Origin of the sequence: Candidatus Photodesmus blepharonis (genome assembly GCF_000731795.2) — a bacterium.
Lineage (GTDB): Bacteria > Pseudomonadota > Gammaproteobacteria > Enterobacterales > Vibrionaceae > Vibrio > Vibrio blepharonis.
The window spans coordinates 24,519-50,779 of sequence record NZ_JGVK01000027.1; the positions used below are offsets into that span (position 1 = coordinate 24,519).

Here is a 26,261-nt window from a genome sequence, read left to right on the forward strand (position 1 = left end):
TCTTATACAAAATACAAACTTAGCTCAAGTAACAAATAAGTAAAAATTATTTTACAATTACCCCCCCCCTTTAATTTGATATCAATGCAGAGGATGGGTCCTTGTCGCTTCTTGTACTCTAGAGTAATAACATAGAGGAGCATTTTTCCATGAGCCTCTTTGGCATAAAAGCTAATGACGTCACACTGGCCGTTTTTGCAATCTTTAAATATTGGAGTGATTACTTAAGCGTTCAAATTCTGGATGCGCAAAACTTCATTCGTAAAGAAGAGTAGTGCTATGTTGATAGATTCATTTAGCACTCATTTGAAGACGGTATGCGTAATTGAGAGAAGTTTCAGATGAGGTTTCAACTTTAAATTCCGTATATACATTGCCTTTAAAGACAAGAATTGCTTGACGAGAATCGCTCGTTGTGGAGTTTTCACTCCATTTTTTAAATGGGCAACGCTTAGCTGCGCTATTTCTTCGCTGACTTTTATCAGTGTTAATACAATCGAAAAGAGTTAATTTTTGGTATTTTAAAATTAATTTAGCTGAATATGTTGCTAGTTCAGGTTGCGGAAGGCGTTCTGTTATCAATTTTAATTGATAGTCCAAAATATTGGATTGAGAGATCAGAATAAGCACGATGCTGATACTATATTTTTGAAAAAATTGCACATGTTATTGCGTATTGCAAGAAAAGGTTGTGTAATGCTCCCGTGAATTTTCAGTGGAAATATTGTAGGTTGCCTTCTCTTATCTTACATATTGAAGGTCAATTTATTTTTCAATTAATGATGAAAACATGCGATTTTATCGTGGAGGATAATCAACAGTGGTATGCTGTTCGAACGTTTCTATTCTTTAAGGTTATAATTCAACAGTCATAGTTATTAGTATTGATACATAAAGAAAAATAAATTTGCATTGGTGGTATCATACTTAGATAATTTTACATCCAACCACAAATTATCTGTGAGGGATTAGGTGCCGCAAGTATTTGTGAAGCTAGAATTGGCTTCTCTTGTCGGTGATATTGTTAATTAACGTTGTAAATACTTCTAAACATGGCTGAAAAACGCAATATTTTTCTTGTTGGTCCTATGGGGGCTGGCAAAAGTACAATTGGTCGACACTTAGCGCAACAATTGCATATGGAGTTTTTAGATTCCGATATAGCTATTGAAGAGCGCACTGGTGCTGATATCGCATGGGTTTTTGACGTTGAAGGTGAAGATGGTTTCCGAAAACGTGAAGAATCTATTATAAATGCTCTTACTGAGCAGAAAGGCATTGTTCTCGCAACTGGAGGGGGATCTGTAAAGAGTAAAGAAAATCGAAATCGTTTATCTGCTCGTGGGACTGTCATATACTTGGAAACGGCAATTGAGAAGCAACTAGCACGTACGAATCGTGATAAAAAGCGTCCTTTACTACTGCAAACCGATAATCCAAGGGAAACACTTCAGTCCTTAGCCAGTGAATGTAATAAGTTATATGAAGAAATAGCAGATTACACCATTAGCACTGATGATCAAAGCGCGAAAGTAGTAGCCAATCAAATTATAAAAATACTCGAAGAGCGTTGATTTTTTTATAATAACTTTAAATTAGAGAGGTACATATGGAGCAGCGAATTTGGGTCAATTTAAGTGAGCGTAGTTACTCAATCTTAATTGGTGCAGGATTGTTTAATGATTCAACCTCTCTTGCGTTTCTGAAAGAAAACCGGCGTTCTTCGAAGCAACAAAGAGTAGTTGTTGTGAGTAATGTTACGGTTGCTCCTTTGTACTCAGGACAGATTTTATTTTTGCTTAAACAACTTGGTTGTGATGCTTCTTTGTTGGAATTACCTGATGGTGAGCAACATAAGAATTTAGATACATTTAATATGGTTATAAGTTACTTGCTAGAAGGCCACTATGGTCGTGATGTTGTTATAATTGCTTTAGGAGGCGGAGTTGTTGGTGATTTAGTCGGTTTTTCCGCTGCTTGTTACCATCGAGGAGTAGATTTCATTCAAATTCCAACTACACTATTGTCTCAGGTAGATTCTGCAGTAGGTGGTAAGACAGCAATCAATCATTCTTTAGGTAAAAATATGATTGGTGCTTTTCATCAACCGAAATCTGTTGTGATTGATATAGAGTTTTTATCTACGTTGCCTAAGCGAGAGTTTGCTTCGGGTATTGCAGAGATAATTAAGTATAGTGTTGTCTGTGATGCGTGTTTTTTTGATTGGTTAGAATTGAATCTTGATAGATTGTATTTTTTTGACAAAAACGCGTTAAGTTTTGCAATTTTACGTTGTTGCCAAATTAAGAGCAAAGTAATTACACAGGATGAAAAAGAGTTTGGCGTTCGCACTTTATTGAATTTAGGTCATACATTTGGTCATGCTATTGAAGTTGAGTTAGGCTATGGTCATTGGTTACATGGGGAGGCAGTATCCTCTGGTATGGTGATAGCGGCAAAAATAGCCCAGTTACAAGGGTTTATTTTAGAGCATCAAGTTGAAAGAATTATTTCTATATTGAAAAAAGCCAAATTGCCGGTATGTATCCCTGCCGGTATACTTTTTGGTGATTTTATGAAACATATTATGTGTGATAAAAAAGTGCTATCAGGTGAATTGAGGCTTGTATTGCCAACGAGTATTGGTACAGCGAATGTAGTTACAAATGTCTCAGAGTCAGTTCTGGAGCAAGCTGTTAATTATTGCCGCACGCTATAGTTTTCATAGGACTGCTTGATGAGTCTGATGTATCGGTCGTTCCTTTTGGAGTTGAAATCTCAAACAGAGTTGCTTAAGCGTCTGCAGCTTTTAGCTAGTTTTAGTTCGAATTTGGTTGCTGTTTTAGGAGAGTCAGGTTCAGGAAAGTCTTGGTTAGCTCCCCGTTATTTGGAGGCTTGGGTAGAAGATAAAAATCAATCATTGTTAGTATGTCATCCAAATCAAGAGGATGAAGAGCGCCGTTCGATTGTTCTTAATCAAATTGTTTTAAATCCTTTATTTAATCCAAAAGAATCATTACTTGATAGCTTAAATCGTATTTTACATGATAATGTTTGCGATGTAGTTATTGTTGTCGACGACGCACATTTATTAAGCGATTTTTTTATCGCTGAGCTTTGGATGTTAGTATTAGAAGCTCAAAAAAATCCGCATTGGACAATTAATGTCGTTTTATTTGCTAGATTAAATAGTATCGAGGGTTTGTTAACTCGTTTAAGTTATGGTCAAGCACATAAACCAATTGAATTGGAGATTGATGCTTTATCTCAAAATGAAGCAGATCACTTCTTTGAATTGCTTGTGCTACGTTTTATTGAAAATGATATGGAAAAGCATATTTGTGATGCGTATAAAAAAGTTAAAAAATTACCTGGAGAGATTATAGCTTTAGGTGAACTAAAGGTTAAAGAAGAAGTTATTTCTGGCTCTATTTTTACCCCCTCAACTAAGATTCTTACCTTAGCCATCTTCTTTTTGATAATGGGTAGTAGTTTTTGGTGGTCATATATTCCAATTGTTTTCAACGAGAAAGTGGAGAGAATTATAGATAGTTTCAGACAAACCGCAATTTTTTCATTAAAATCTTCATTGGGACAATTTTCGCGAAGTGATCATATAGCAAGAATTAATATCAATGATGTGCTTTTAGATTCGAGCAATCAGAGTGATGTTTCATTTTCTTCTGATTTTAATCGGGGTATTGCTGTTGTTTTGGATGATAAGTCATCAATTGTTGATTTCCCTGAAATTGAATTGGTGATTCCTCCTGAAAGAATGGTTACTTTTTTCGAGGTGCATGAGGAATTGAAAACATTTCCACCGCATAGCTATACATTGCAGCTAGCTGCAATGCATTCATTTTCTGAAGTGCAAAGATTTATTGAGCAATACAATTTACAAGATAGAGTTAGAGTCTATTTAACATTCCGAAATGGGTTGGACTGGTACATTATAACTTATGAGAATTATTCTACTATTCAAACTGCACGCGCTAGTATAGAAAAATTATCAAAGGCCTTGAAAGAATTAGGACCTTGGGCAAAATCTATGAAACTAGTGCATCAGGAGATAGATAGTGCGGAGTGGCGATGAATTTTAAATTTTAAATATGATACAATTCGCAGTTTCATTTTTAGTGATATTGATTAGAGCAGTATGATGAGAAAACAGCGTGCTTTTCTAAAATGGGCTGGTGGTAAATATAGTCTAGTAGAGCATATTCGACGTCGTCTGCCACCCGCGGAAAAGTTTGTAGAGCCATTTGTAGGTGCTGGGTCTATATTTCTTAATACAGATTATGAGCATTACTTGTTAGCTGATATTAATCCAGATCTAATCAATCTTTATAATCTTCTTAAAGAGCAGCCAGAGAATTATATTTTTGAAGCTAAACGTTGGTTTATTTCAGAGAATAATTGCAAAGAAGCTTATTTGGATATACGTCTTCAGTTTAATAGTACTAATGATATTATGTACCGATCCTTAGCGTTTCTATATATGAATCGTTTTGGCTTTAATGGATTATGCCGTTACAACAAAAAAGGCAGTTTTAATGTTCCTTTTGGTTCTTATAAAAAAACTTATTTTCCAGAGGCTGAATTAGAGTTTTTTGCTGAAAAGGCTTTAAAAGCAACTTTTATTTGTAAAGGTTATCAGGACACTTTTAGAGGTGTTAGCAAGGGTTGCGTCGTTTATTGTGATCCTCCTTATGTACCACTTTCTATAACAGCTAATTTTACTTCTTATGTGAGGAGTGGTTTTTCTCTAGATGATCAGGTTTCTTTAGCAGATGTTGCAGAAAAAGCAGCACTAGAACGTGATATTCATGTCCTTATTTCTAACCATGATACTAAATTAACACGTCGTTTATACCATCGAGCTCATTTGAGCGTAGTAGAAGTTAAACGTAGCATTAGCCGTAATGGAAATGGGCGTAACAAAGTTGATGAATTACTTGCTTTATTTCGTCCTAAAAAGTGTTTGCGAGATAGGTTGATAGTGGAAAACTAAGAATTTGAATAATTGATAACTCTAAACATTTAGCGTTTTTTCAATTTAAAATTTACAACTAGAGGTCTGTATGAAAGATTTCCTTATTGCTCCATCAGTTTTGTCTGCTGATTTTGCTCGTCTTGGTGCAGACGTTGAGAAAGTACTTTTAGCTGGAGCTGATGTTGTTCATTTTGATGTGATGGATAATCATTATGTACCTAATCTGACCTTTGGCGCGCCAATTTGTAATGCGTTACGCAATTATGGTATTACTGCTCCGATTGATGTACACCTCATGATCAAACCAGTTGACCGTATTATTCCAGATTTTGTTAAAGCTGGTGTATCAATCATTACTTTTCATATTGAAGCTTCTGAGCATGTTGACTATACTTTGCAGCTCATCAAAAACCACAATTGTCAAGCAGGAGTGGTGTTAAATCCAGCAACGCCAACATCGTGTTTGAGCTATATTATGGACAAAGTTGATTTTATTCTTCTCATGTCTGTAAACCCAGGATTTAGTGGGCAGACTTTTATTCCTCACACGCTAGATAAGCTGCAGGTTGTTCGTAAATTGATCAATGAATCTGGCCGTAAGATTCGTTTAGGAATCGATGGTGGTGTAAAAGTGGAGAACATTCGTAATATTGCTGAAGCGGGTGCTGATATGTTTATTGCAGGTTCAGCTATTTTCGATCATATAGATTACAAACAGGTTATCGATGAAATGCGTGTAGAACTTTCAAAAGTAAATTCATATTAATCTTGGTTAAGTATGCTTTATTTAAAATGTTCTTTTTAGAAAAAAATATACTTGTTTTTTTTCGATTAGATCTATGCTTAAAGAAAATAATTTCATTTAATTATAGTATGAAAGAATATGCAATGACCCATTGATCTTGAATCTTATTCATCATTTTGAAATCACTATTCATTATGGCAATATTCTGAAATTGATAATTAGCTTAATGTTTGAATTAAATAGATATATTATCAGGTTAAGCTGCTTTGTAGTAGAAATTCTTTTCTATATTTGTTATTATGTTAGCAATTGTTCAGTATAGAATTGCGATTCGTATCGTTTCTAAGTTGAATGCAAAGATAATGCTGGTGTTCTTCGTTACTTGCTATTAATGAAAAATAGTTTGTGTTACATAGCGTGATTTTACTCAGGTGTAGTTTTGCTAAGAAAATTTAGAACATCTTGCTCGATTAGTCAAAGCGATGATTTTTGAAACTTATCGTCGTAAAATATGAAGTGCGTTGTCAGGAGTAGAAGAACACTAAAAAATAGAGCAAGACATACAGCTAATGTTGTTTATTTGTAACAGGTGAGCTGAGTGGTGAATTGCATCTTCCCTCCGATATCGATCTTATTTTCACTTATCCCTAAAGTGGTTATATGAAAGGATCTAGTTGTAGTATTTCTTATAGCATCAACTTACTGCTGTTGATGTTGGCGATCTCAATTAGATTTATAGTATTTTGTGCTGTTTTGAAGGTTTTTTATAAGCAATGTAGGATAAACAAATACGAGCTTTTCTAGATTTAGATATTGATAGATTAAAACTCACTACTGCCGTTAGGTATAAGAGTTAAGATCAACTATTGGTGCGCAACATGGTAATCTAATATGTATAGTATTTTTGAGCGCTTAATTAGTAATAAAAAAATGGAAATACAGTTAAGAAACCTTGCTCAGAACCTTTGGAATATGGCTAATAAATTTGATATGATCACGTGAATTCTGCAAAATGCAGGTGCTAAAAATGGCCTAAGTATTGTCATTGTTATTTTAAGCAAAAAAACCTTAGGCATCCAGAGGATGCGAGGTTATCAGTCTAGCTGACGTTTAAAGTATTACACGTAATTTTTAGTGACTGAGATAGAAAATTTGGCTTGTTCCGAGCGCCATATTTATTGCGTAAAATTGTTACGAGGACAACTCATCTAGAATTACTCTATTAACACCTCAAAATGTTTATTGATGTTTATGAAGGTAAAGATTTTATTACTCTTGGTTATGGAAAATTCAGTAGTTAGAAGTTAGGTTATAATTCAGATTTCGGCATTGTAAAAATTGATGGTTGTCACTTTTGCTTATGTCTTGCTGGTGTAATCGGGTCCATTATTAGTGATTTCTGTAGAAGCCTTAGTCTTTGTTGGGTATCGATAATGCGTAGACGTAGAAATATCGAGCTTTAGTTAGAGCTGGAATGATTTGTGTTGAGATCAACTACTTCATTACTGGATATGTAAAAATGCGTACGTATTTCATCGACAAAGAAAGCTTAGCGTTTTACATTGGAAAAAGGACTTAGGTGATATAATCGATGTTGAGTTTCTTGCTCAATATTGAGTACTCAGCCATAGCCATGCGAACCCAAATTGACCAGTTGGTCTAATAACGTGAGGATTTCTAAATCCCTTATAGCTGATTGCTTTATCAATAGTGAGTAAGCGACTACAGTATTGATCTATATTTTTATGTGTATTTATCATAGAAACTTGCTTAATCTTAATTTTGATGTTGCTTATGATACATTTCAACATGAAAGAGATTTAGTTAATAAAATATAGAAGAAACGGTTGGGCTAGCTAGAAAATAAAACCTATTTGATTTTCGCATCTAATTATTTAAAAGTTGGAGAGCTGTAAATGAAACCAATTGTACCAGATTACAGTCAATCTGATGTTTTAGTTGTTGGTGACGTAATGTTAGATCGATATTGGTATGGATCAACTGAGTGTATTTCACCAGAAGCTCCTGTTCCTGTAGTAAAAGTAAGGAATAATGAGGAACGTCCAGGTGGTGCTGCAAATGTAGCAATGAACATCGCTTCGCTTGGTGGACATGCCTATGTAATTGGTTTGACTGGAGTTGATGAAGCGGCTTCAGTATTAACTGAAGTTTTGACATCTTTAAAAATTACTTGTGATTTTGTCGCACTTCCTAACTATCCAACTATTACTAAATTACGAGTATTAAGCCGAGGTCAACAGCTAATTCGTTTGGATTTTGAAGAAAAATTTGAAAATATCGATGCTGAGCTTATTTTGTCTCGTGTTGAACAAGCATTGCCTAAAGTGAAATCAATGATTTTATCCGATTATGCTAAAGGAGCCTTGGAGCATGTTCAAAAATTGATTCAAAAAGCCTGTAATGGAAATATTCCGGTATTCATTGATCCTAAAGGTACTGACTTCGAACGTTATCGTGGTGCGACACTATTAACTCCAAATATGGCAGAATTAAGTCTTGTCGTTGGTAAAATCAAGTCAGAAAAAGAATTAGTAGAGAAGGGTTTAGCATTAATTAAGCAATATAACTTTGAAGCTCTATTGGTAACACGTAGTGAGCATGGTATGACGCTACTACGTCGTGATGAACAGCCATTACATCTTCCAACACTAGCAAAAGAAGTATATGACGTTACTGGTGCAGGCGATACGGTAATTTCTGTATTAGCAATTTCTGTAGCTGCAGGAAAACCTCTTGATCAAGCTTGTGTGCTTGCTAATGCGGCAGCTGGTGTAGTTGTTGGAAAATTAGGTACGTCAACATTATCAACTGTTGGATTAAAAGAAGCAATGCGTAATAGCCAAGACATATATTATGGTGTAGTCAGCGAATCTGTTCTTATTGAAGTTGTAAAACAAGCGAAAGAAAAGGGTGAAAAAGTTGTTATGACCAACGGGTGTTTTGATATTTTACATGCCGGACATGTGTCGTACTTGAATAATGCAGCTGAGTTAGGTGATCGTTTAATTGTTGCTGTCAATACTGATGAATCAGTTAGAGGTTTAAAAGGTTTTGGACGTCCAATCAACTCAACTGATAGACGTATGGCTGTGTTAGCGAGTTTATGTGCTGTTGATTGGGTTGTTGCATTTAATGAAGATACACCTCAACGTCTTATTTCTAAGGTATTGCCGAGTGTATTGGTAAAAGGTGGTGACTATAAACAGGGTGAAATAGCCGGTGGAAAAGAAGTTGTTGCAGCAGGTGGTGAAGTACGTATACTTAATTTCGAAGAGGACTGTTCGAGTACTAAGATCATTGATGCAATTAAGGGTATTAAAGGTTGAAAAATGGATTATTTCGCTAGTTTTAGGATTGAGTTAATATCTAAGATATCTTGCTCGCCTAAAGTACCAAGTACTTGGCGTAATTTTAGCACACTTAAAATATAATCATAACGAGCATTCGATAAATTTTTTTTTGCACTATATAAATGATGTCTTGAATGTAACACATCAAGTATAGTACGGGTGCCAACCTCAAATCCAGATTTTGTTGCTTCAAGGGAAGAGTTTGCGGAAATAACTATTTGTTTGTGTGCATATAATGCGTTAATTGACGCGTTGATGTTGTTTGTCAACAAACGGACACTTTTTGTTACGTTACGATATATTGCTTCTAGTTCTTGTCCTGCTATAATATAAGCAAGCTCTGCTTGTTTAGTTTTTGAAGTAATGTTACCACCAGAATATAAAGGTACAGTTAGATACAAACCAATATTAAAATCATTGTAGTTTCGGTGCGGGAAATTGATGTTATTTTCGCTTCTTTGACTATAACGACTATTTAATGTCAAAGATGGGAGATGACGAGAGTTAGCCAAAGAAATATTATTTTTTGCTATCTCCTGTGCGACTTGTGTGGCTAAAAGAGCAGAATTTTTCTGCAGTGCTTCGTCAATAAGTAAATCTACCGAAGCAGTAATTTTGTTTGTCGAAAATAGCTTAGTATCAAGGGTATTCAGATTGGAATTTTCCTGATTTGTTATTTCACGCAACTCTTCATACTGATTAGCTAATCGATTTGCAGAAAGAATTTCATTTGCGATAACTCTATCATACTCAGCTTGTGCGTTGTAAACGTCAGTAATGGTTGCAACGCCGGTTGCAAAGCGATGCTTAGTTTGTTTCAACTGCTGGGTAACCGCTGCGTTTTCTAAACGAATAAACTCTAAGTTTTCTTGAGCACGTAATACGTCGAAATACATTTTCGTAACTCGAATGATTAGGGATTGTTTTGCTGCTTTATAATAAAGATCTGATTGGATAGCTATTTTTTCTGCTTGGTTTAAAGTAATCCAGCTAGAGCGATTATACAGTTTTTGAGAAAAATTAATGCTAGCAGTTAATCTGTCGCTATCTCTTCTATCTTGGTTGCTACGACTTAAGTTATAATCGGTAGTTAAGTTAACTTCTGGTAATAGATCACTACGACTTGAAGTTATTGCTTCAAAAGCAGCATTACGCTGAATTTCTAAGCGTAATAGTTTAGTATCATTTCTCTTTGCCTGGCTATAAATACCGGAAAGCGTCTCCGAGTATGTTAACGTGCTTAAATTACTTAGTATTATACCAATCAATAGTAGAATTAGCTTATTCATTTTTTTCCTAAAACATAAAAGCTCGCTGTTTAAAACTTTAGCCTAGATTACTAGGAATTTTCCCGGAAATTTGCACAATCCCATGCATTTCCGCTCAATGTGCTTAAAGTAAAGTGCGAAGCTAATTTAAGGAGGTGTCAAATGCAACTTACTGGTAATAATCCAAAGGTTGAATTTACTACACAAGATGTAGAGATTATCTCAAAAAAAACGTTATTCCAAGGTTTTTTCAAGATCATTCAATATAGATTAAGATACCGACTTTTCGAGGGTAATTGGAGTGAGCCTATTGAACGTGAAATGTTTGAACGTGGTCATGCAGCTGCAATTTTGCCTTATGATCCGATTACTGATCAGGTTGTGATTGTTGAGCAAATTCGTATTGGTGCATTAGAAGATCAGTCTCCATGGCAATTGGAGATTGTTGCTGGTATTGTTGATGCTGAGGAATCGTCTGAAGAAGTTGTTCGTAGGGAGTCTATAGAAGAGGCCGGAATTAATATTGGACGGGTGATGAAAATTACTTCGTATTATCCTTCATCTGGAGGTTGTTCTGAAAAATTGGATTTATTCATTGGTGAAGTCAATGCGGCTAAGGCATATGGTATTCATGGTTTAAAATATAGGGGAGAAAACATTCGTGTTTTGGTGATGAACCGAAAAGAAGCATATCATTTAGTCAAAGAAGGGAGTATCGAGAATGCTTCTTCAATAATTGCATTACAGTGGTTAGAACTCAATCATTTTGGCTTAAAATCTCGATGGAACAATATCAACAAGTAAATGTATCAATTAAACTATAAATACGTAATGCTATCATGATATTTTTCAAGTTTTGTAATTTACTTAGCTAAAATTAAATAAACGACTATATTTTGGATCTCGAAATTGTTTAATTTATTAGGCAGTAGTATCAAGTTATTACAGATTACGGATACTCATTTGTTTGCCCGAGCAAACGGTAATCTTTTGAGTATTAAAACATTGGATAGCTTTCGGGCTGTTTTAGATGCGATTGTAGAAAATGATATTCAGTTTGATATTATTTTGGCTACAGGTGATATTTCTCAGGATCATAGTGCTAAATCTTACCAACGTTTTGTTGATGGTGTGTCTGTATTAAAGCAACCATGTTTATGGTTACCAGGTAATCACGATGATAAACTTAGTATGTGGAGTGGAGTACCTTCTAAGAGAATTTTCAATTTAGAGCATGTATTACTAAGTGAGCATTGGCAAATCATTATGCTTGACTCTCAAGTTATAGGTGTGCCTTACGGTTATTTGAGAAGGCGGCAAATCGAATTACTTGATAGAAAGTTAAGTCAATATCACAACTATCATACCTTGGTTTTGCTTCACCATCATCCTCTATTAGTAGGGAGTATATGGTTGGATCGTCACTCACTTAAAGACAGTAAAAAGTTTTGGAAAGTGATTGATAAGTACGATACCGTTAGAGTTGTCTTATGTGGACATGTTCATCAGAACATGGATCAATATTTTAATAATGTACGAGTACTGTCTACACCCTCAACATGTGTACAATTCAAACCAAATTCAAATAATTTTGCGCTAGATAAATTGTCTCCTGGTTGGAGAGAGCTAGAGCTTCATACTGATGGTTCTATTTCTACTAAGGTACAACGTTTGGGTAATGGTTGTTTTTTGCCTAGTTTCGATGAACATGGCTATTGAAATGAAGAGATAGAAAATTTCTTTTATTTTGTATATATACTAATCTTTAATCTGCATACTCAAGTTTTGGAAAGGAAATACTCCAAATTATAGCGAATTTTAGATAAAGCAATAAAGTGAATTACAGGACACATTTAGATGGATGTTAAGTTATGAACGCAAATATATAGTTTGGATTCTGCATAGTTACTCATTATAATCGGCAGTCTTTTGTAGAGCAAGTTATAGGTGATTTTCCATATTGAAAAAGGTAGAATGTAAGAAAGATTTAAAAATTAAGGAAAGAAATGTTTCTATGTCGCTTCATAAAGACGAGACAACTTGGCGGACTTTTAATAGACTTTGGACATACATTCGATTGTATAAAATGGGTTTGGTTGCAGCAATTGTAGCATTAATCGTTAGTGCTGTGGTTGATACTTATATGGTGTCTTTGATTAAACCTTTGTTAGACGAGGGTTTTGGAGATGCTGGATCTGATTTTTTATCCATACTTCCCATTATTATCTTTGTTATGGTAGTAATTCGTGGTTTGAGTAGCTTCGTTTCAACTTACTATTTAAGCTGGGTATCAGGGAATGTTGTAATGCAGATTCGTCGAAATATTTTTCACCAATTCATGCATATGCCGGTGGCTTTTTTTGATAAGGAATCGACAGGTGGCTTGCTTTCTCGTATTACCTACGACTCAGAGCAAGTCGCTACCGCTACTAGTCATGCCTTGATAAGTATCGTTCGTGAAGGTGCTAGTATTATTGGTTTGCTAATGCTGATGTTTTGGAACAGTTGGCAATTATCTTTAGTATTGTTTGTGGTTGCTCCTCCAGTTGCTTTGGGTATTAGTGTTGTTTCTAAACGTTTTCATAGAATTTCGAAAAATATGCAAACGACTATGGGACATGTGACCTCTTATGCAGAACAAATGTTAAAAGGACATAAGGTTGTTTTATCCTATGGAGGTCAGGAAGTTGAGCGTAAGCGATTTGATGATGTCAATAATCAAATGCGTCAGCAAACAATGAAACTAGTAGTAGCTCAGGCTATTGCTAATCCAGTGATTCAAATTATTGCGTCTACTGCTTTAGTAACAATATTATTTCTAGCAAGCATTGAATCTATTCGAATGGAGCTGACTTCTGGTACGTTTACAGTTGTATTTTCAGCTATGTTTTGTTTGATGAGACCCTTAAAATCATTGACTAATGTAACTTCAGAATTTCAGCGTGGCATGGCAGCAAGTCAAACTTTATTTGATTTGATGGATTTAGAAACTGAGTTGGATAATGGTAGGTATGTCTCAGATAGAGTTAGAGGTGAAATTGAAGTAAAAGACGTAACCTTTACTTATGAAGGTAAAGAGAAACCAGCGTTATTACATATTAGTTTTTCCATAAAGCAAGGTGAAAAGGTTGCACTTGTTGGACGTTCTGGTTCAGGCAAAAGTACTATCGCAAGCTTATTTACTCGCTTCTATGACATAGATTTTGGCTCTATTTGTTTAGACGGACATGACGTTCGCGAGTATATGTTGAGTAATTTACGGAGTCACTTTGCTTTGGTATCGCAGAATGTTCACTTATTTAATGATAGTATCGCAAATAATATTGCCTATGCAGCAAAAAAACAGTTTAGTCGTACAGAAATTGAACGCGCAGCGAATCTAGCCCATGCTATGGAATTCATTGAGAGTATGGATTCTGGTTTAGATACGATCATTGGTGAAAATGGCATAAGTTTATCTGGGGGTCAGCGTCAACGAATTGCTATTGCTAGGGCTTTGTTACGTGATGCCCCTATACTTATTCTAGATGAAGCAACTTCAGCGCTTGATACAGAATCCGAGCGTGCGATTCAGGCAGCATTGGATGAGTTGCAAAAAGATAAAACTGTTTTAGTCATTGCACATCGTCTGTCGACAATTGAGGAAGCTGATGAAATTTTAGTGATCGATGAAGGTAAAATTATTGAACGTGGGCTACATCTCGAATTGATAAAAAAAGGTGGTGTATATGCACAATTATATCAAGTTCAGTTTGGCAAGTAGTGTGTGATTGAGAAAATTTGGTTTGGACAAAATCATTCAACGAAGTACCTATTTTTTTTCCCTATTTTGTGGATATTGAGTGTACTTTTCTTAAAAGTAAGCATTCTAAGAAAATTTTTTTATGTAAATGTCAGGAAAAAAAGTTATCGTGCTCCCGTGCCCGTTGTTATTGTAGGAAATATAACTGTTGGAGGAAACGGCAAAACACCTGTTGTTATCTGGTTAGTTAAATTGCTCCAAAGTCAAGGTTATATACCAGGAGTTGTATCCCGTGGTTATGGTGGTAAGGCATCAACTTATCCACTAATCGTAGAAGCTATAACTCCGACAAAAATTTGTGGTGACGAGCCGAAATTAATTCGGCAGCGAACAGGGGCTCTAGTGGCAGTCTCGCCAACTCGTAGCGATGCAGCGAAAGCATTATTACCGTTTGGTGTTGATATAATTATTGCTGATGACGGACTTCAGCATTATGCTTTGGAGAGAGACATTGAACTTTCTGTTGTAGATGGAGTGCGTCGTTTTGGTAATAGCAAAATGATACCATTAGGTCCGTTGAGAGAACCTATTACGAGATTATCTAAAGTGGATTTTGTTATAATCAATGGAGGTAAGGCAGTAGATAATGAAATTTCGATGATACTTAAGGCTGATTTGGCTGTTAATTTGCGAACTGGAAAAAAAGTTTCAGTATCTCAGCTTGGCGAATTGGTTGCTTTTGCGGGGATAGGACATCCAGAGAGGTTCTTTGTTACGTTACAAAAGCTTGGAGCTTGTTTGGTTACAACTCATAGTTTTATTGATCACAAAAATTTTCAACAAAAAGACTTAGATGCTCTTTCAGAGCACAGATTTAATGTCATAATGACAGAAAAAGATGCTATGAAGTGTCAGGGATTTGCCAAGCATCATTGGTGGTATTTGCCGGTTTCAGCAGTCTTTTGCAGAAGAGATAAAGAGCGTATTTTAAATAAGATAAAAGAGGTAGCAGAGTATTATGGACCACCGTCTTCTTGAGATTCTAGCCTGCCCAGTTTGCAAAGGAAAACTAATCTTTAATAAAGAAAATCAAGAGCTCATATGTCAATTGGATCGTTTGGCATATCCAGTTCAAGCAGGTATTCCTGTTTTGCTCGAATTCAAGGCTCGTTGTATATCTGTAAAAGAGGAAAGTTAATGTCTTTTACTGTTATTATTCCTGCTCGTTATCAATCCGTTAGGTTGCCTGGAAAGCCGTTGCTTGATATCGCAAATAAACCTATGATACAATGGGTATACGAGCAGTCAATTCGATCTGGTGCTCGTGATGTTATTGTTGCGACTGATGACAAGCGTATACTTAACTCTGTTAATTGTTTTGGCGGTACGGCGTATCTGACTTCCTCTCGGCATCAATCTGGTACAGAACGTTTAGCAGAAGTGGTCAAGGTTGTTGGCTTTCCTAGAGATCATATTATCGTGAACGTTCAAGGTGATGAGCCATTGATTCCTTCTTGCATTATTCGTCAAGTTGCTAATAGCCTTCTTAGAAACAATTGTCCAGTGGCTACTCTTGCAACTAAGATTACTGATCAAGCCGAAATTTTTGATCCAAATATAGTGAAGGTGTTAACTGATAAAAATGGTTCTGCCATATATTTTAGTCGAGCTGCAATTCCTTGGCATGAGGTTAATGAAGATAAGGAAATTATGGAGTCGTTGTTGATGCGTCATATCGGAATTTATGCTTATCGCGCTGATTTTATCAATACTTATATTGGTTGGAAGCCGACAGTATTAGAAAAAATTGAACGTTTAGAGCAGCTACGTGTACTTTGGTATGGCGAAAAAATATACGTGGAAAAGGCTGAAAAAAYACCCCAAACAGGGGTAAATACTCCTGAAGATCTTGAAGTTGCAAGAGAAATTTTAACTAATCGTTTTTAAAACGAGTTGGCTTGTCTTACATGTTAATTAATTATTGTTGCGCTTATTAGGACAAGTTGCTAAGATGTTTCTTTTTCCTGTTTCCTCCACTTCTTCTAAAATAACATCAAAACCCCATAATCGATAAAGGTGTTTTAGTACTTCGTTTTGGTTTCCATCTAATGGAATTCGATTATGCGGTATATATTGTAATGTTAATGATCGATCTCCTCTTACATCAACATTCAATACTTGAATATTGGGCTCTAAGTTGCTTAAATTATACTGTGCTGCTAGTTTTTCCCGGATTATACGATATCCGGAGGTATCATGAATTGCACTAATTTCGACAAAGTCATTTCTGTTATCATCCATTATTGCAAATAATTTGAAATCACGTATTAATTTTGGTGATAAATACTGGCTTATGAAACTTTCATCTTTAAAGTTATGCATTGCGAAGTGCACTGCATCCAACCAGTTAGTTTCGGCTAGATTAGGAAACCAGACTTTGTCTTCATTCGTTGGTTTTTCACAAATACGTTTTATATCTCGAAACATAGCAAAACCGAGAGCATAAGGGTTAATTCCACTAAAATAAGGACTATGGTATGGCGGTTGTGCTATTACACTAGTATGTTTATGCAAGAATTCTAGGATGAATTTATCTGATACTAATCCTGTATCGTATAGATGATTTAGTATTGTATAATGCCAGAAGGTTGCCCAACCTTCATTCATTACTTGAGTTTGTTTTTGCGGGTAAAAATATTGACTGATTTTTCGAACTATGCGTATAGTCTCGCGTTGCCATGGTTCAAGGAGAGGGGCATTTTTTTCGATAAAATAGAGGATGTTTTCCTGAGGTTCGCTGGGAAATCTTATCTTAGCATATTCTTCTTTGATTTTGGTTTTAGGTACGGTACGCCAAAGTTCATTTACTTGTGATTGTAAGTATCTTTCACGTTCTTCTTGCCGAACTTTTTCTTCTGAAATCGAAATTTTCTCAGGTCGTTTATAACGATCAACACCATAGTTCATTAATGCATGACAAGAATCCAATAATTCCTCAACTTCACTGATCCCATACTTTTCTTCACATTTGGTTATGTAATTTTTAGAAAATAATAAATAGTCAACAATTGAACTAGCGTCAGTCCACGTTTGGAACAAATAATTACCTTTAAAGAACGAATTATGTCCGTAGCAAGCATGTGCAATGACTAAAGCCTGCATAGTTAAGGTATTTTCTTCCATTAAGTATGCAATGCATGGATTTGAATTGATAATAATTTCATATGCTAAACCCATCTTACCATATTTATACTCTTGTTCTGTTTGGATAAATTTTTTTCCGAAAGACCAGTGATGATAATTAATTGGCATTCCAACACTTGAATACGCATCCATCATCTGTTCAGAGGTAATGATTTCAATTTGGTTTGGATAGGTATCAAGATGGTAGTACTCAGCTGCTTGTTTTATCTCTTTGTGATAAGTCTTAAGCGAATCAAATGTCCAATCTGGATCATCCGGTAGTAGTTTATTTCTTTTTTTAATGGATTTTCGTGTTTTTATTGTCATAAGAGACCTGCTCTAAGTTATTTCTTTTTTAAATAGTTCTCGAAATATTGGAAAAATATCATCGACGGTTTTAATATTTTTCATTGCAAAGTTGTTGGATGATTGTTCAACTTTTTCATATTCATGCCATAAAGTTTGATGGGGACGTTTGGTGATTTCAATGTAAGAATAATATTGGCAATTAGGCAAGAGCTTTTTTAACAGTAGCTCTCGACAATTAGGAGAGTCATCAGCCCAATTGTCGCCATCTGATGCCTGCGCAGCATATATATTCCATTCTGCAATTGGATAACGGTCTGTATCTTGAGTGATTTTTTGCATTAATTTGAGAGCACTAGATACAAGAGTACCCCCGGTTTCTGTCGAATAAAAAAAATCATGCTCATTCACCTCTTTTGCTTGTGTATGGTGACGAATAAACACTACATCAACATTTTTATAGGTACGAGTTAAAAACAAATATAGTAGAATGTAAAAACGTTTAGCAATATCTTTGGTTATCTTATCCATAGAACCGGAAACATCCATTAGACAAAACATAACAGCTTGGTTAGATAAAATGGGTTGTCGTTTATAATTTTTAAAACGAAGATCAAAAGTATCAATAAATGGAATGCTCTCGATTTTTTTACGTAGTGATTCTATTTCTTGTTTTAAACGTTGTTCTTCATCAACTTGATTCGGTTTGATACTTTGAATTTTATTTAGTTCTATTTCTAGTTCACTAAGTTTTTTCTTTTTGTTCGCACTCATTGCTGTGCGACGAGCAAAGGACCGCTGTAATGAATGTATGATTGAGATATTGAAAGGAACACCTTTTGTCTGAAAACCTGCTCGGTGTGTTTTCCATTTAATCATTTTGTTCATTTGATTATTTTTAAAATTTGGGAGTTCTAAATTTTCAAATAATAAATCGAGATACTCATCTTTGGATATTTGAAATACAAACTCATCTTCATCTACAATCTCCGAATTAGTTGTTCCTTTGTCGGAGTCTTTAGTTTTAGAACGTTTGATTTTATCACCGAAAACAAATTGGTCATTACCAGGATGAATTCTTTCTTTTGTACCACCGTCACCTTGACGGAATATTGGTTCTCTTATGTCTCGACGTGGAATGGAGATATCTTCACAGGAATCGATATTAGTTATTGATCTACGATTAGCTGCATTAGCCACTGATTCCTTAATCTGTTTTTTGTGACGGCGTAGAAAACGTTGACGATTAACTGCACTCTTATTTTTTCCATTCAATCGTCTGTCTATAAATTGTACCATGAATTTTCTCCTGAGTTGTCATGTCGCTACAAGCTAATTAAGATGATTTACGAACACGTAAATACCATTCGGATAGCAATCTGACTTGTTTTTCGGTATAACCTTTTTCCATCATACGAGCGACAAAGTCATCGTGTTTTTTTTGATCTTCTGAGGAGGTTTTGGCATTGAAAGAAATAACTGGTAACAACTCTTCTGTATTAGAAAACATTTTTTTTTCGATGACTGTACGGAGCTTTTCATAACTTGTCCATATTGGGTTTTGACCATGATTATGAACTTTGGCACGTAAAACAAAGTTTATGATTTCATTACGAAAATCTTTAGGATTGCTAATCCCTGCGGTTTTTTCAATTTTTTCCAATTCGTTATTTAATGATGATCGATCAAATAATTGACCAGTTTCAGGATCACGATATTCTTGGTCTTGAATCCAAAAATCAGCGTAAATAACATAACGGTCAAAGATATTTTGTCCATATTCAGAGTAAGATTCAAGATAAGCAGTCTGAATTTCTTTTCCAATAAATTCGATATAACGTGGTACTAAATAACCTTTGAGATATTCCAAATATTTTTCAGTTTGTTCCTTAGGAAATTGTTCGCGCTCTACTTGTTGTTCAATGACGTAGAATAAATGGACAGGGTTTGCTGCAACTTCTGTCTGATCAAAGTTAAATACACGCGACAAGATCTTAAATGCGAAACGAGTCGATAGACCTGACATACCTTCATCAACGCCGGCATAATCGCGATACTCTTGGTAGCTTTTAGCTTTAGGATCGGTGTCTTTTAAGGTTTCACCGTCATAAACACGCATTTTAGAGAAGAGGGAAGAATTTTCTGGTTCTTTAAGACGGGATAAAATACTGAATTGGGCCAGTGCGTTTAGTGTATTTGGTGCGCATGGTGCTTTAGCTAATTCAGAATGATCTAGTAATTTCTGATAGATTTTTGCCTCTTCGGAAACACGTAAGCAATACGGTATTTTTACAATGTAAACACGATCTAAAAACGCCTCATTATTCTTATTGTTTCGGAAGTTTTTCCATTCAGACTCATTTGAATGGGCAAGAATGATGCCATCAAATGGTAACGCAGATAACCCTTCAGTACCATTGAAATTGCCTTCTTGAGTCGCTGTTAGTAACGGGTGAAGAACCTTAATTGGTGCTTTAAACATTTCTACAAATTCCATTAGGCCTTGATTAGCTTTACAAAGGGCTCCAGAATAACTATAAGCGTCAGGATCATTTTGAGAGAAATGCTCAAGTTGTCGAATATCAATCTTACCTACTAAGGAAGAGATATCTTGGTTATTTTCATCACCAGGTTCAGTTTTAGCAATAGCAACTTGATCTAAAATAGAAGGGAAAACTTTTGCTATTTTGAATTGAGCAATATTACCACCAAATTCATGTAGGCGTTTTCTAGCCCATGGAGACATGATTGAGTGAATATAGCGTTTTTCAATACCATATTCATCTTTTAGCAATTCTCCATCTTCATTGACATCAAATAGGCAAAAAGGAGCATCATTAACGGGGCTACGTTCACCGTTAGCAGAAAGTACATAAATGGGTGTCTTTTGCATTAGTGTTTTGAGCTTCTCTGCTAGTGATGATTTGCCACCACCTACAGGACCCAATAAATAAAGGATTTGTTTACGCTCTTCTAATCCTTGAGCTGCATGTTTTAAGTAGGAAACAATTTGCTCAACAGCATCTTCCATGCCGTAAAATTCTTCGAATGTTTTATACTTTGATATGACACGGTTCGAAAAAATACGACTTAGTTGAGGATCTTGTGCGGTATCTATGATCTCAGGTTCGCCAATAGCCATTAGCAGACGTTCAGCAGCGTTAACATAAGCGCTTTTATCTTTTTTGCACAATTCTAAAAAACCTTGTAATGATAGCTCTTCATCTTTAGTTGATTCATAACGTGCTTGGAAGTGATCAAAAATACTCATGATAAAATTTCCTATGAAACTGACAAATAATCTGTATTAAGGTACAAATCTTTTCTTATTCAAGGGTAGACAGAGTTTTGGAATTATGCTGAATTTTTCAGTGTTTATTTTAATTTATTAGAAATAATATGAGCTTGATTGGAATTTTGCTTTAAGACGAAGGTAATCATAAATCTTTTATAAATACAATGCTGAGAATTCTGCTTAGATCTTTATATTTATTGTTATAGTTAGTTAAATAATTTTTTCCTCAATAATAAGTAGAAAAGAATACTTTCAAAGATCAATCCATAAAACAACAAGAATAGGAATGATATGATTGAATGAGGATACGTACTACTATTTTTTTAAAAAAATAGTTTTCTCCTTCAATATAACAATTTGCTGTAGTGTTCCAACTTTTTTAAGAGAATTTTAGCGTTTGCGATAAAAGCTATCTTTGCTTTATCTTTTAAAGATTGAGATTGAGGTAGTTTAACGGTACGAGCATTTTGATGAATGCCTTTGAATAAAAATTCGTAATGTAAGTGCGGTCCGGTTACTCTTCCGGTACCACCAAGAGTTCCAATAATTTGTCCTTGCTTAACACGTTGTCCAGTTTTGACCATTCGACGTTCCATATGCAAGTATTTTGTTATATAGTCGTAGTTGTGACGAATAAATACATAGTGTCCATTTAAGTTGTTATAGCTTGATTTTTGGACTACACCGTCACCAGCAGCCCATATTGGTGTACCAATGGGTGCAGAGTAGTCAGTACCCCTATGAGGCTCCACTTTACCGGTTATTGGATGTAAGCGATGAGGATTAAAGTTTGATGTTACACAACGAAAATCGATTGGAGAACGTAAAAACGCTTTTTTCATTGCATCGCCATCTAGATTATAATATTGGCCACTTTCGTTATCTAAGATTGCTGTAAATGTATCGCCTTGATTAACAAATATAGCTGCTATAATATGACCTCGTCCTATTATTTCTCCTTCGACTATTTGTTCTTGGTAGAGAATTTTAAATTGATCACCTTTTCGAATATCTAACGCGAAATCTATATCCCAACTGAAGATTCCTGCAAGATCTATGATTTGATTGCCCGTTAAGCCAGCATTAATACCTGCATTCCAGAAATTAGAAGTAATTTTTGCCTCTTTATAATTATATTGAAAGTGTAATGCTTTTTTATTGAACTTAGATCTAAATCCTGAATTGGTTTTGTAAACTACAAACGTTTCTAGAGCATTTAATATACGCCTTATCTTGACCAAATTGTTATTTTCATCGAACCCGAATTCCATTATGTCTCCAGGTCTTAATTTTGTTAATTGGCTTTTAATATCGCTGTTTATGTTGATTAGTTCATGAAGTAGGCGAGAGGAAAGACTATGTCGTTGAAACAAAACAGCAGTGTTTTCACCAGAACCGATAGTATGTTTGTTCCAGCGCAAAATCTTGGAAGATTGAATGGAAGCGTTACTGGAAGATAGAGCCTCGGTATTAATTTTTATGGGATAAAGGGGTCCAATTTCATAGTTTTTTTTCCCTTGGCTTAGTTCCTTAGGATTTGGAAGAAAAGAGATAATGATCACTAGTAAAAGAAGGAAAAAAATAAATATTTTATGGATTGATGAAATTCGAGTGAAAATGGACGACATTTTGAGCTTTATTCTGCAAATTCTAATAGATACTAACGTGGTTTTGCTAACTTAGTTTATTTTAAAAAATATCGCTGTTCAAGTAAGATGAATAGTTTTCATGTTTTTCTAAATTTGTAGGGGGGATAAATGGGAATAGCGAACATTAAAGAGGCGTTATGGGAAATTAAACAGGGTGTAAAAGAACTAATTTCTGAAGAAGAATTAATTCTAAAATTGAAAAAGGGGTGTCCTCTTCGTGTAAAATTAGGTGCAGATCCTACAGTTCCAGATATCCATTTAGGTCACACGGTCGTTTTCAACAAGTTGCGTATTTTTCAAGAATTTGGTCATGAGGTGATTTTTCTGGTTGGTGATTTTACGGCGATGGTAGGTGATCCTTCCGGTAAGAATAATACTCGTCCGAAGCTTAGTCATAAAGATGTGTTGAAAAATGCTGAAACTTACAAGGAACAAGTATTGAAAATTTTAGATCCAGAGAAAACAGAAATTCGGTTTAATTCTGAGTGGTTATCAAATTTGAGTGCTGAAGACATGATTCTCTTAGCATCAAATCAAACTGTTGCTCGTATGCTTGAGCGTGATGATTTTAAAAAACGCTATCTTGGAGGCAAACCGATTTTTATCCATGAGTTTATATATCCATTATTACAAGGTCATGATTCAGTAGTGCTCAGAAGTGATGTTGAACTTGGTGGAATAGACCAAAAGTTTAATCTACTAATAGGTCGTGAATTACAAAAAACGGTTGATCAAAGTCCTCAAACTTTATTAATGATGCCACTTTTAGTTGGCTTAGATGGAATAAAAAAAATGTCCAAGTCAGTTGGTAACTATATTGGTATTAATGAAAATCCAGTTGAAATGTTTGGTAAAATTATGTCAATTTCTGATCGTGTAATGTGGAGCTATTATGAGTTATTATCATTCCGTTCTTCTCAAGAGATCAGTCAGTTAAAAGCGGATGTTAGCTTAGGAAGAAACCCTCGTGATATTAAAATTCTATTGGCAAAAGAGATTGTCGCACGTTTTCATAATCAAGTAGATGCATGTATGGCAGAACGAGAATTTATCAATTGCTTTCAAAAACGGCTTATCCCGGAAAAAATGCCAGAATTTGACTTTGAGGTAGGCTTGCCGATTAGTAGAATTTTAAAAGAAGCAAGACTATGCGTATCAACTTCTGATGCTATTCGTATGATTAAGCAGGGCGCAGTAAAAATTGAAGGTAAGAAGTTAATGCACACAAATTTTTTTCCTGAACCTGGTGCTTATGTGTTTCAAGTAGGCAAGAGGAGGTTCGCATGTATTAAAATTAAATGACATAAATACCTTAACAATGATAATGAGTTGGCCTCGTTTTAGATATTCAATTTAAAGCTTAGATATAGGAAAATTTTATGTTTACAGAAAAACCTACAATTATTTACACCATCACCGATGAAGCTCCAGCACTAGCAACATATTCATTACTTCCTATTATCCAATCATTTACAGCTTCTGCGGTTCATATAGATACTTATGATATTTCTTTAGCGGCTCGTATCATAGCAAATTTTCCTGAATATTTAAAAGAGGGACAACAAATTGATGATGCTTTGGAAAAACTAGGTAACTTAGCGAAAACTGCATCAGCAAATATTATTAAGCTTCCTAATATTTCTGCATCAATTCCTCAGCTAAAAGCGGCAATTAAAGAACTGCAGATGAAAGGATATAATCTTCCTAATTATCCTGAGAAGCCAACCGATTTCAGATCAGAAACTGTGAAAGCCACTTATGATCGCATTAAAGGTAGTGCGGTAAATCCGGTACTGCGTAATGGTAATTCAGATCGTCGTATACCAATATCAGTTAAAAACCACGCAAGGAAGCATCCATACTTAATGGGAGCGTGGGAACATGATTCTAAGTCTCATGTATCAAGTATGCTAGAAAAAGATTTTTTTGGTAGTGAAAAATCATTAACACTGAATAGGACAACACAAGTTCAAATTGAGTTTGCTACAAATGATGGATCAAGCAGAGTACTCAAAAATAGATTTATATTACAAGACAAAGAAATTATCGATGTTTCAGTAATGAGTAAGTCAGCATTAATAGATTTTTTTGAAAGAGAGATTGCTGATGCCAAAGATAAGAATGTACTTCTTTCTTTACATATGAAGGCAACCATGATGAAGGTTTCTGATCCAATCATTTTTGGGCATGCTGTTAGAGCGTATTACAAAGATGTGTTTGCAAAGTACGATGATGTATTTAAGAGATTAGGTGTAGACGCAAGCAATGGTTTAAGTGATGTGTATGAAAAAATTGTTTTATTGCCACAAGCTCAAAAAGAAGAGATAGAATTAGCTATCGATAATGTATATAAAACTCAGCCTGCATTAGCGATGGTTGATGTAAATCTTGGTATTACTAACTTTCATGTTCCAAGTGATGTTATTATCGATTCATCCATGCCAACGATGCTTCGTTCATCCGGTAAAATGTGGGGGCCGGATGGTCAGAGGAAAGATACAAAAGCTATGATACCAGATCGTAGTTACGCAAGTATTTACCAAACTATAATTGACTTTTGTAAAGAGAATGGTTCTTTTGATCCTTCAAAAATGGGGAGCATTTCAAATGTTGGTTTGATGGCTGAGCAAGCAGAAGAATATGGTTCACATGATAAAACTTTCATTCTCGATGATGAAGGTACAGTTAGAGTTGTTGATATTTCAGGAGAAGTCTTGTTTGAACAGAATGTAGAAAAGGGAGACATTTTTCGCATGTGCCAAGCTAAAGATACAGCAATTCAAGATTGGATCGAATTAGCCATAACGCGTGCTCGTATCACGAATTTACCAGCTGTTTTTTGGTTGGATAAAAATCGTGCGCATGATGTTGAACTTATTAAGAAAATAAAGATTTATTTATCCGATTATGATACTTCTAATTTAAATATTAAGATTTTATCTCCTTCAGAGGCATGTCAGTTCTCTTTGGTGCGTATGCGAAATGGATTAGATACAATCTCAGTAACAGGCAATGTATTGCGTGATTATCTGACTGATTTATTTCCAATTCTTGAATTAGGCACATCTGCAAAAATGCTATCAGTTGTGCGATTAATGAATGGGGGTGGATTATTTGAAACTGGTGCTGGTGGTTCAGCTCCGAGGCATGTTAAGCAAGTTGAAACAGAAAATCACTTGCGTTGGGATTCTTTAGGTGAATTTCTAGCATTATCTGCTTCTTTAGAACATGTAAGTTTATCAAGCGATAACGCAAAAGCAGGAATTTTGGCTTGCGCTTTAGATAAAGCTATAGGTAAATATCTAGATAACGATAGGTTTCCTTCATATAAAGTTGGTGAGTTGGACACTCGTGGTAGTCATTATTATTTGGCACTTTACTGGGCAGAAGCCTTAGTTGAGCAAGTTATAGATTCAGAGCTGGCTATCGAGTTTATTCCTGTTGCAAAGGCGCTTATTGAAAATGAAGGTACGATTGTGTCTGAACTTAGAAATGTACAAGGTATAGAAGGAGATTTAGGAGGCTACTATTTGTTTGACAAGAAAAAAACTGTTGCGTTGATGCGTCCAAGTTCAGCGTTAAATAAAGTTATTGATGAGCTGCAGCGATTAAATCAGCGAACTTGACCAGTGTAAAATCTGTATAATAGACATGGTTGGTTTATTTTGAGATTGTTTTGATGCTGTTTTTCGTAAGTTTGATAACACTC

Annotated in this window: 22 protein-coding genes; 14 read left to right on the top strand and 8 right to left on the bottom strand. The window is 35.1% G+C overall.

Annotation, left to right across the window (positions count from 1 at the left end; genetic code table 11):
- Window positions 1-2: 2 nt before the first annotated feature.
- Complete coding sequence (locus tag CF67_RS05195; protein ID WP_155994559.1) at window positions 3-221, bottom strand: peroxide stress protein YaaA; 219 nt, start codon at window positions 219-221, stop codon at window positions 3-5.
- Window positions 222-291: 70 nt separating this feature from the next.
- On the bottom strand, window positions 292-663 hold the full coding sequence (gene yaaA, locus CF67_RS03140) for a peroxide stress protein YaaA (RefSeq protein WP_081847428.1): 372 nt from the start codon (window positions 661-663) through the stop codon (window positions 292-294).
- A 389-nt stretch (window positions 664-1,052) separates the two neighbouring features.
- Here yaaA and aroK point away from each other — a divergent pair, with 389 nt between their 5' ends.
- The 5 genes from aroK to rpe all read left to right on the top strand — a co-directional run bounded on the left by aroK (window position 1,053) and on the right by rpe (window position 5,759).
- Entirely contained in the window at window positions 1,053-1,574 is a 522-nt protein-coding gene (aroK, locus tag CF67_RS03145) for a shikimate kinase AroK (RefSeq protein WP_034414323.1), read from the top strand.
- A 35-nt stretch (window positions 1,575-1,609) separates the two neighbouring features.
- Window positions 1,610-2,719 (top strand): 3-dehydroquinate synthase, encoded by a 1,110-nt coding sequence (gene aroB, locus CF67_RS03150; protein WP_034414326.1) that lies wholly within the window; start codon window positions 1,610-1,612, stop codon window positions 2,717-2,719.
- Window positions 2,720-2,737: 18 nt separating this feature from the next.
- The gene (locus CF67_RS03155; RefSeq protein ID WP_034414329.1) at window positions 2,738-4,093 is read left to right on the top strand and encodes an AAA family ATPase; all 1,356 of its coding nucleotides are present in this window, start codon (window positions 2,738-2,740) and stop codon (window positions 4,091-4,093) included.
- Window positions 4,094-4,159: 66 nt separating this feature from the next.
- Window positions 4,160-5,011 carry a Dam family site-specific DNA-(adenine-N6)-methyltransferase gene (locus tag CF67_RS03160; RefSeq protein WP_034414332.1) on the top strand — a complete coding sequence of 284 codons (852 nt, stop codon included), beginning with the start codon at window positions 4,160-4,162 and terminating at the stop codon, window positions 5,009-5,011.
- Between the two features lie 70 nt (window positions 5,012-5,081).
- On the top strand, window positions 5,082-5,759 hold the full coding sequence (rpe, locus tag CF67_RS03165; RefSeq protein WP_034414335.1) for a ribulose-phosphate 3-epimerase: 678 nt from the start codon (window positions 5,082-5,084) through the stop codon (window positions 5,757-5,759).
- Window positions 5,760-7,345: 1,586 nt separating this feature from the next.
- Here the strand turns inward: rpe and CF67_RS03170 are convergent.
- On the bottom strand, window positions 7,346-7,498 hold the full coding sequence (locus CF67_RS03170; protein ID WP_155994555.1) for a hypothetical protein: 153 nt from the start codon (window positions 7,496-7,498) through the stop codon (window positions 7,346-7,348).
- A 156-nt stretch (window positions 7,499-7,654) separates the two neighbouring features.
- On the opposite strand from CF67_RS03170, the gene hldE reads away from it, so the two are divergent.
- The gene (gene hldE, locus CF67_RS03175; RefSeq protein ID WP_034414337.1) at window positions 7,655-9,085 is read left to right on the top strand and encodes a bifunctional D-glycero-beta-D-manno-heptose-7-phosphate kinase/D-glycero-beta-D-manno-heptose 1-phosphate adenylyltransferase HldE; all 1,431 of its coding nucleotides are present in this window, start codon (window positions 7,655-7,657) and stop codon (window positions 9,083-9,085) included.
- A gap of 8 nt (window positions 9,086-9,093) precedes the next feature.
- Here the strand turns inward: hldE and CF67_RS03180 are convergent, their stop codons facing one another.
- Window positions 9,094-10,398, bottom strand: a complete 1,305-nt coding sequence (locus CF67_RS03180) for a TolC family outer membrane protein (protein ID WP_034414339.1) — start codon at window positions 10,396-10,398, stop codon at window positions 9,094-9,096.
- A 141-nt stretch (window positions 10,399-10,539) separates the two neighbouring features.
- Here CF67_RS03180 and nudF point away from each other — a divergent pair, with 141 nt between their 5' ends.
- The 6 genes from nudF to kdsB all read left to right on the top strand — a co-directional run bounded on the left by nudF (window position 10,540) and on the right by kdsB (window position 16,066).
- Complete coding sequence (gene nudF, locus CF67_RS03185) at window positions 10,540-11,181, top strand: ADP-ribose diphosphatase (protein WP_034414340.1); 642 nt, start codon at window positions 10,540-10,542, stop codon at window positions 11,179-11,181.
- 105 nt (window positions 11,182-11,286) lie between these two features.
- The gene (gene cpdA / locus CF67_RS03190) at window positions 11,287-12,096 is read left to right on the top strand and encodes a 3',5'-cyclic-AMP phosphodiesterase (RefSeq protein WP_242633204.1); all 810 of its coding nucleotides are present in this window, start codon (window positions 11,287-11,289) and stop codon (window positions 12,094-12,096) included.
- Window positions 12,097-12,391: 295 nt separating this feature from the next.
- Window positions 12,392-14,140 (top strand): lipid A ABC transporter ATP-binding protein/permease MsbA, encoded by a 1,749-nt coding sequence (msbA, locus tag CF67_RS03195; protein ID WP_034414714.1) that lies wholly within the window; start codon window positions 12,392-12,394, stop codon window positions 14,138-14,140.
- A gap of 3 nt (window positions 14,141-14,143) precedes the next feature.
- Entirely contained in the window at window positions 14,144-15,157 is a 1,014-nt protein-coding gene (gene lpxK, locus CF67_RS03200) for a tetraacyldisaccharide 4'-kinase (protein WP_034414345.1), read from the top strand.
- Window positions 15,138-15,317, top strand: coding sequence for a Trm112 family protein (locus tag CF67_RS03205; RefSeq protein ID WP_034414351.1), 180 nt, complete (start codon window positions 15,138-15,140; stop codon window positions 15,315-15,317). The genes lpxK and CF67_RS03205 overlap by 20 nt, the downstream gene beginning before the upstream one ends.
- Complete coding sequence (kdsB, locus tag CF67_RS03210; RefSeq protein WP_034414364.1) at window positions 15,317-16,066, top strand: 3-deoxy-manno-octulosonate cytidylyltransferase; 750 nt, start codon at window positions 15,317-15,319, stop codon at window positions 16,064-16,066. Before CF67_RS03205 ends, kdsB begins: the two co-directional genes overlap by 1 nt.
- Before the next feature lie 27 nt (window positions 16,067-16,093).
- On the opposite strand, the gene CF67_RS03215 is transcribed toward kdsB, so the two are convergent.
- The 4 genes from CF67_RS03215 to CF67_RS03230 form a co-directional block, all read right to left on the bottom strand.
- Complete coding sequence (locus tag CF67_RS03215) at window positions 16,094-17,629, bottom strand: SpoVR family protein (RefSeq protein ID WP_034414367.1); 1,536 nt, start codon at window positions 17,627-17,629, stop codon at window positions 16,094-16,096.
- Between the two features lie 12 nt (window positions 17,630-17,641).
- Window positions 17,642-18,907, bottom strand: a complete 1,266-nt coding sequence (locus CF67_RS03220; RefSeq protein ID WP_034414370.1) for a YeaH/YhbH family protein — start codon at window positions 18,905-18,907, stop codon at window positions 17,642-17,644.
- Between the two features lie 37 nt (window positions 18,908-18,944).
- Window positions 18,945-20,879 carry a PrkA family serine protein kinase gene (locus CF67_RS03225; RefSeq protein WP_034414373.1) on the bottom strand — a complete coding sequence of 645 codons (1,935 nt, stop codon included), beginning with the start codon at window positions 20,877-20,879 and terminating at the stop codon, window positions 18,945-18,947.
- A gap of 368 nt (window positions 20,880-21,247) precedes the next feature.
- The gene (locus CF67_RS03230; RefSeq protein WP_034414375.1) at window positions 21,248-22,531 is read right to left on the bottom strand and encodes a peptidoglycan DD-metalloendopeptidase family protein; all 1,284 of its coding nucleotides are present in this window, start codon (window positions 22,529-22,531) and stop codon (window positions 21,248-21,250) included.
- 135 nt (window positions 22,532-22,666) lie between these two features.
- On the opposite strand from CF67_RS03230, the gene tyrS reads away from it, so the two are divergent.
- Both tyrS and CF67_RS03240 read left to right on the top strand, forming a co-directional pair.
- A complete protein-coding gene (tyrS, locus tag CF67_RS03235) occupies window positions 22,667-23,854 on the top strand; it encodes a tyrosine--tRNA ligase (RefSeq protein WP_034414716.1) in 1,188 nt (395 codons plus the stop codon).
- A gap of 77 nt (window positions 23,855-23,931) precedes the next feature.
- Window positions 23,932-26,178 carry an NADP-dependent isocitrate dehydrogenase gene (locus CF67_RS03240; protein ID WP_034414377.1) on the top strand — a complete coding sequence of 749 codons (2,247 nt, stop codon included), beginning with the start codon at window positions 23,932-23,934 and terminating at the stop codon, window positions 26,176-26,178.
- Window positions 26,179-26,261: the final 83 nt, after the last annotated feature.

Bases quoted from the DNA above. Each gene is read 5' to 3' on its own strand.
- aroK (WP_034414323.1), top strand. From the start codon at position 1,053: ATGGCTGAAAAACGCAATATTTTTCTTGTTGGTCCTATGGGGGCTGGC.
- aroB (WP_034414326.1), top strand. From the start codon at position 1,610: ATGGAGCAGCGAATTTGGGTCAATTTAAGTGAGCGTAGTTACTCAATC.
- CF67_RS03155 (WP_034414329.1), top strand. From the start codon at position 2,738: ATGAGTCTGATGTATCGGTCGTTCCTTTTGGAGTTGAAATCTCAAACA.
- CF67_RS03160 (WP_034414332.1), top strand. From the start codon at position 4,160: ATGAGAAAACAGCGTGCTTTTCTAAAATGGGCTGGTGGTAAATATAGT.
- rpe (WP_034414335.1), top strand. From the start codon at position 5,082: ATGAAAGATTTCCTTATTGCTCCATCAGTTTTGTCTGCTGATTTTGCT.
- CF67_RS03170 (WP_155994555.1), bottom strand. From the start codon at position 7,498: ATGATAAATACACATAAAAATATAGATCAATACTGTAGTCGCTTACTC.
- hldE (WP_034414337.1), top strand. From the start codon at position 7,655: ATGAAACCAATTGTACCAGATTACAGTCAATCTGATGTTTTAGTTGTT.
- CF67_RS03180 (WP_034414339.1), bottom strand. From the start codon at position 10,398: ATGAATAAGCTAATTCTACTATTGATTGGTATAATACTAAGTAATTTA.
- nudF (WP_034414340.1), top strand. From the start codon at position 10,540: ATGCAACTTACTGGTAATAATCCAAAGGTTGAATTTACTACACAAGAT.
- msbA (WP_034414714.1), top strand. From the start codon at position 12,392: ATGTCGCTTCATAAAGACGAGACAACTTGGCGGACTTTTAATAGACTT.
- CF67_RS03205 (WP_034414351.1), top strand. From the start codon at position 15,138: ATGGACCACCGTCTTCTTGAGATTCTAGCCTGCCCAGTTTGCAAAGGA.
- CF67_RS03215 (WP_034414367.1), bottom strand. From the start codon at position 17,629: ATGACAATAAAAACACGAAAATCCATTAAAAAAAGAAATAAACTACTA.
- CF67_RS03220 (WP_034414370.1), bottom strand. From the start codon at position 18,907: ATGGTACAATTTATAGACAGACGATTGAATGGAAAAAATAAGAGTGCA.
- CF67_RS03225 (WP_034414373.1), bottom strand. From the start codon at position 20,879: ATGAGTATTTTTGATCACTTCCAAGCACGTTATGAATCAACTAAAGAT.
- CF67_RS03230 (WP_034414375.1), bottom strand. From the start codon at position 22,531: ATGTCGTCCATTTTCACTCGAATTTCATCAATCCATAAAATATTTATT.
- CF67_RS03240 (WP_034414377.1), top strand. From the start codon at position 23,932: ATGTTTACAGAAAAACCTACAATTATTTACACCATCACCGATGAAGCT.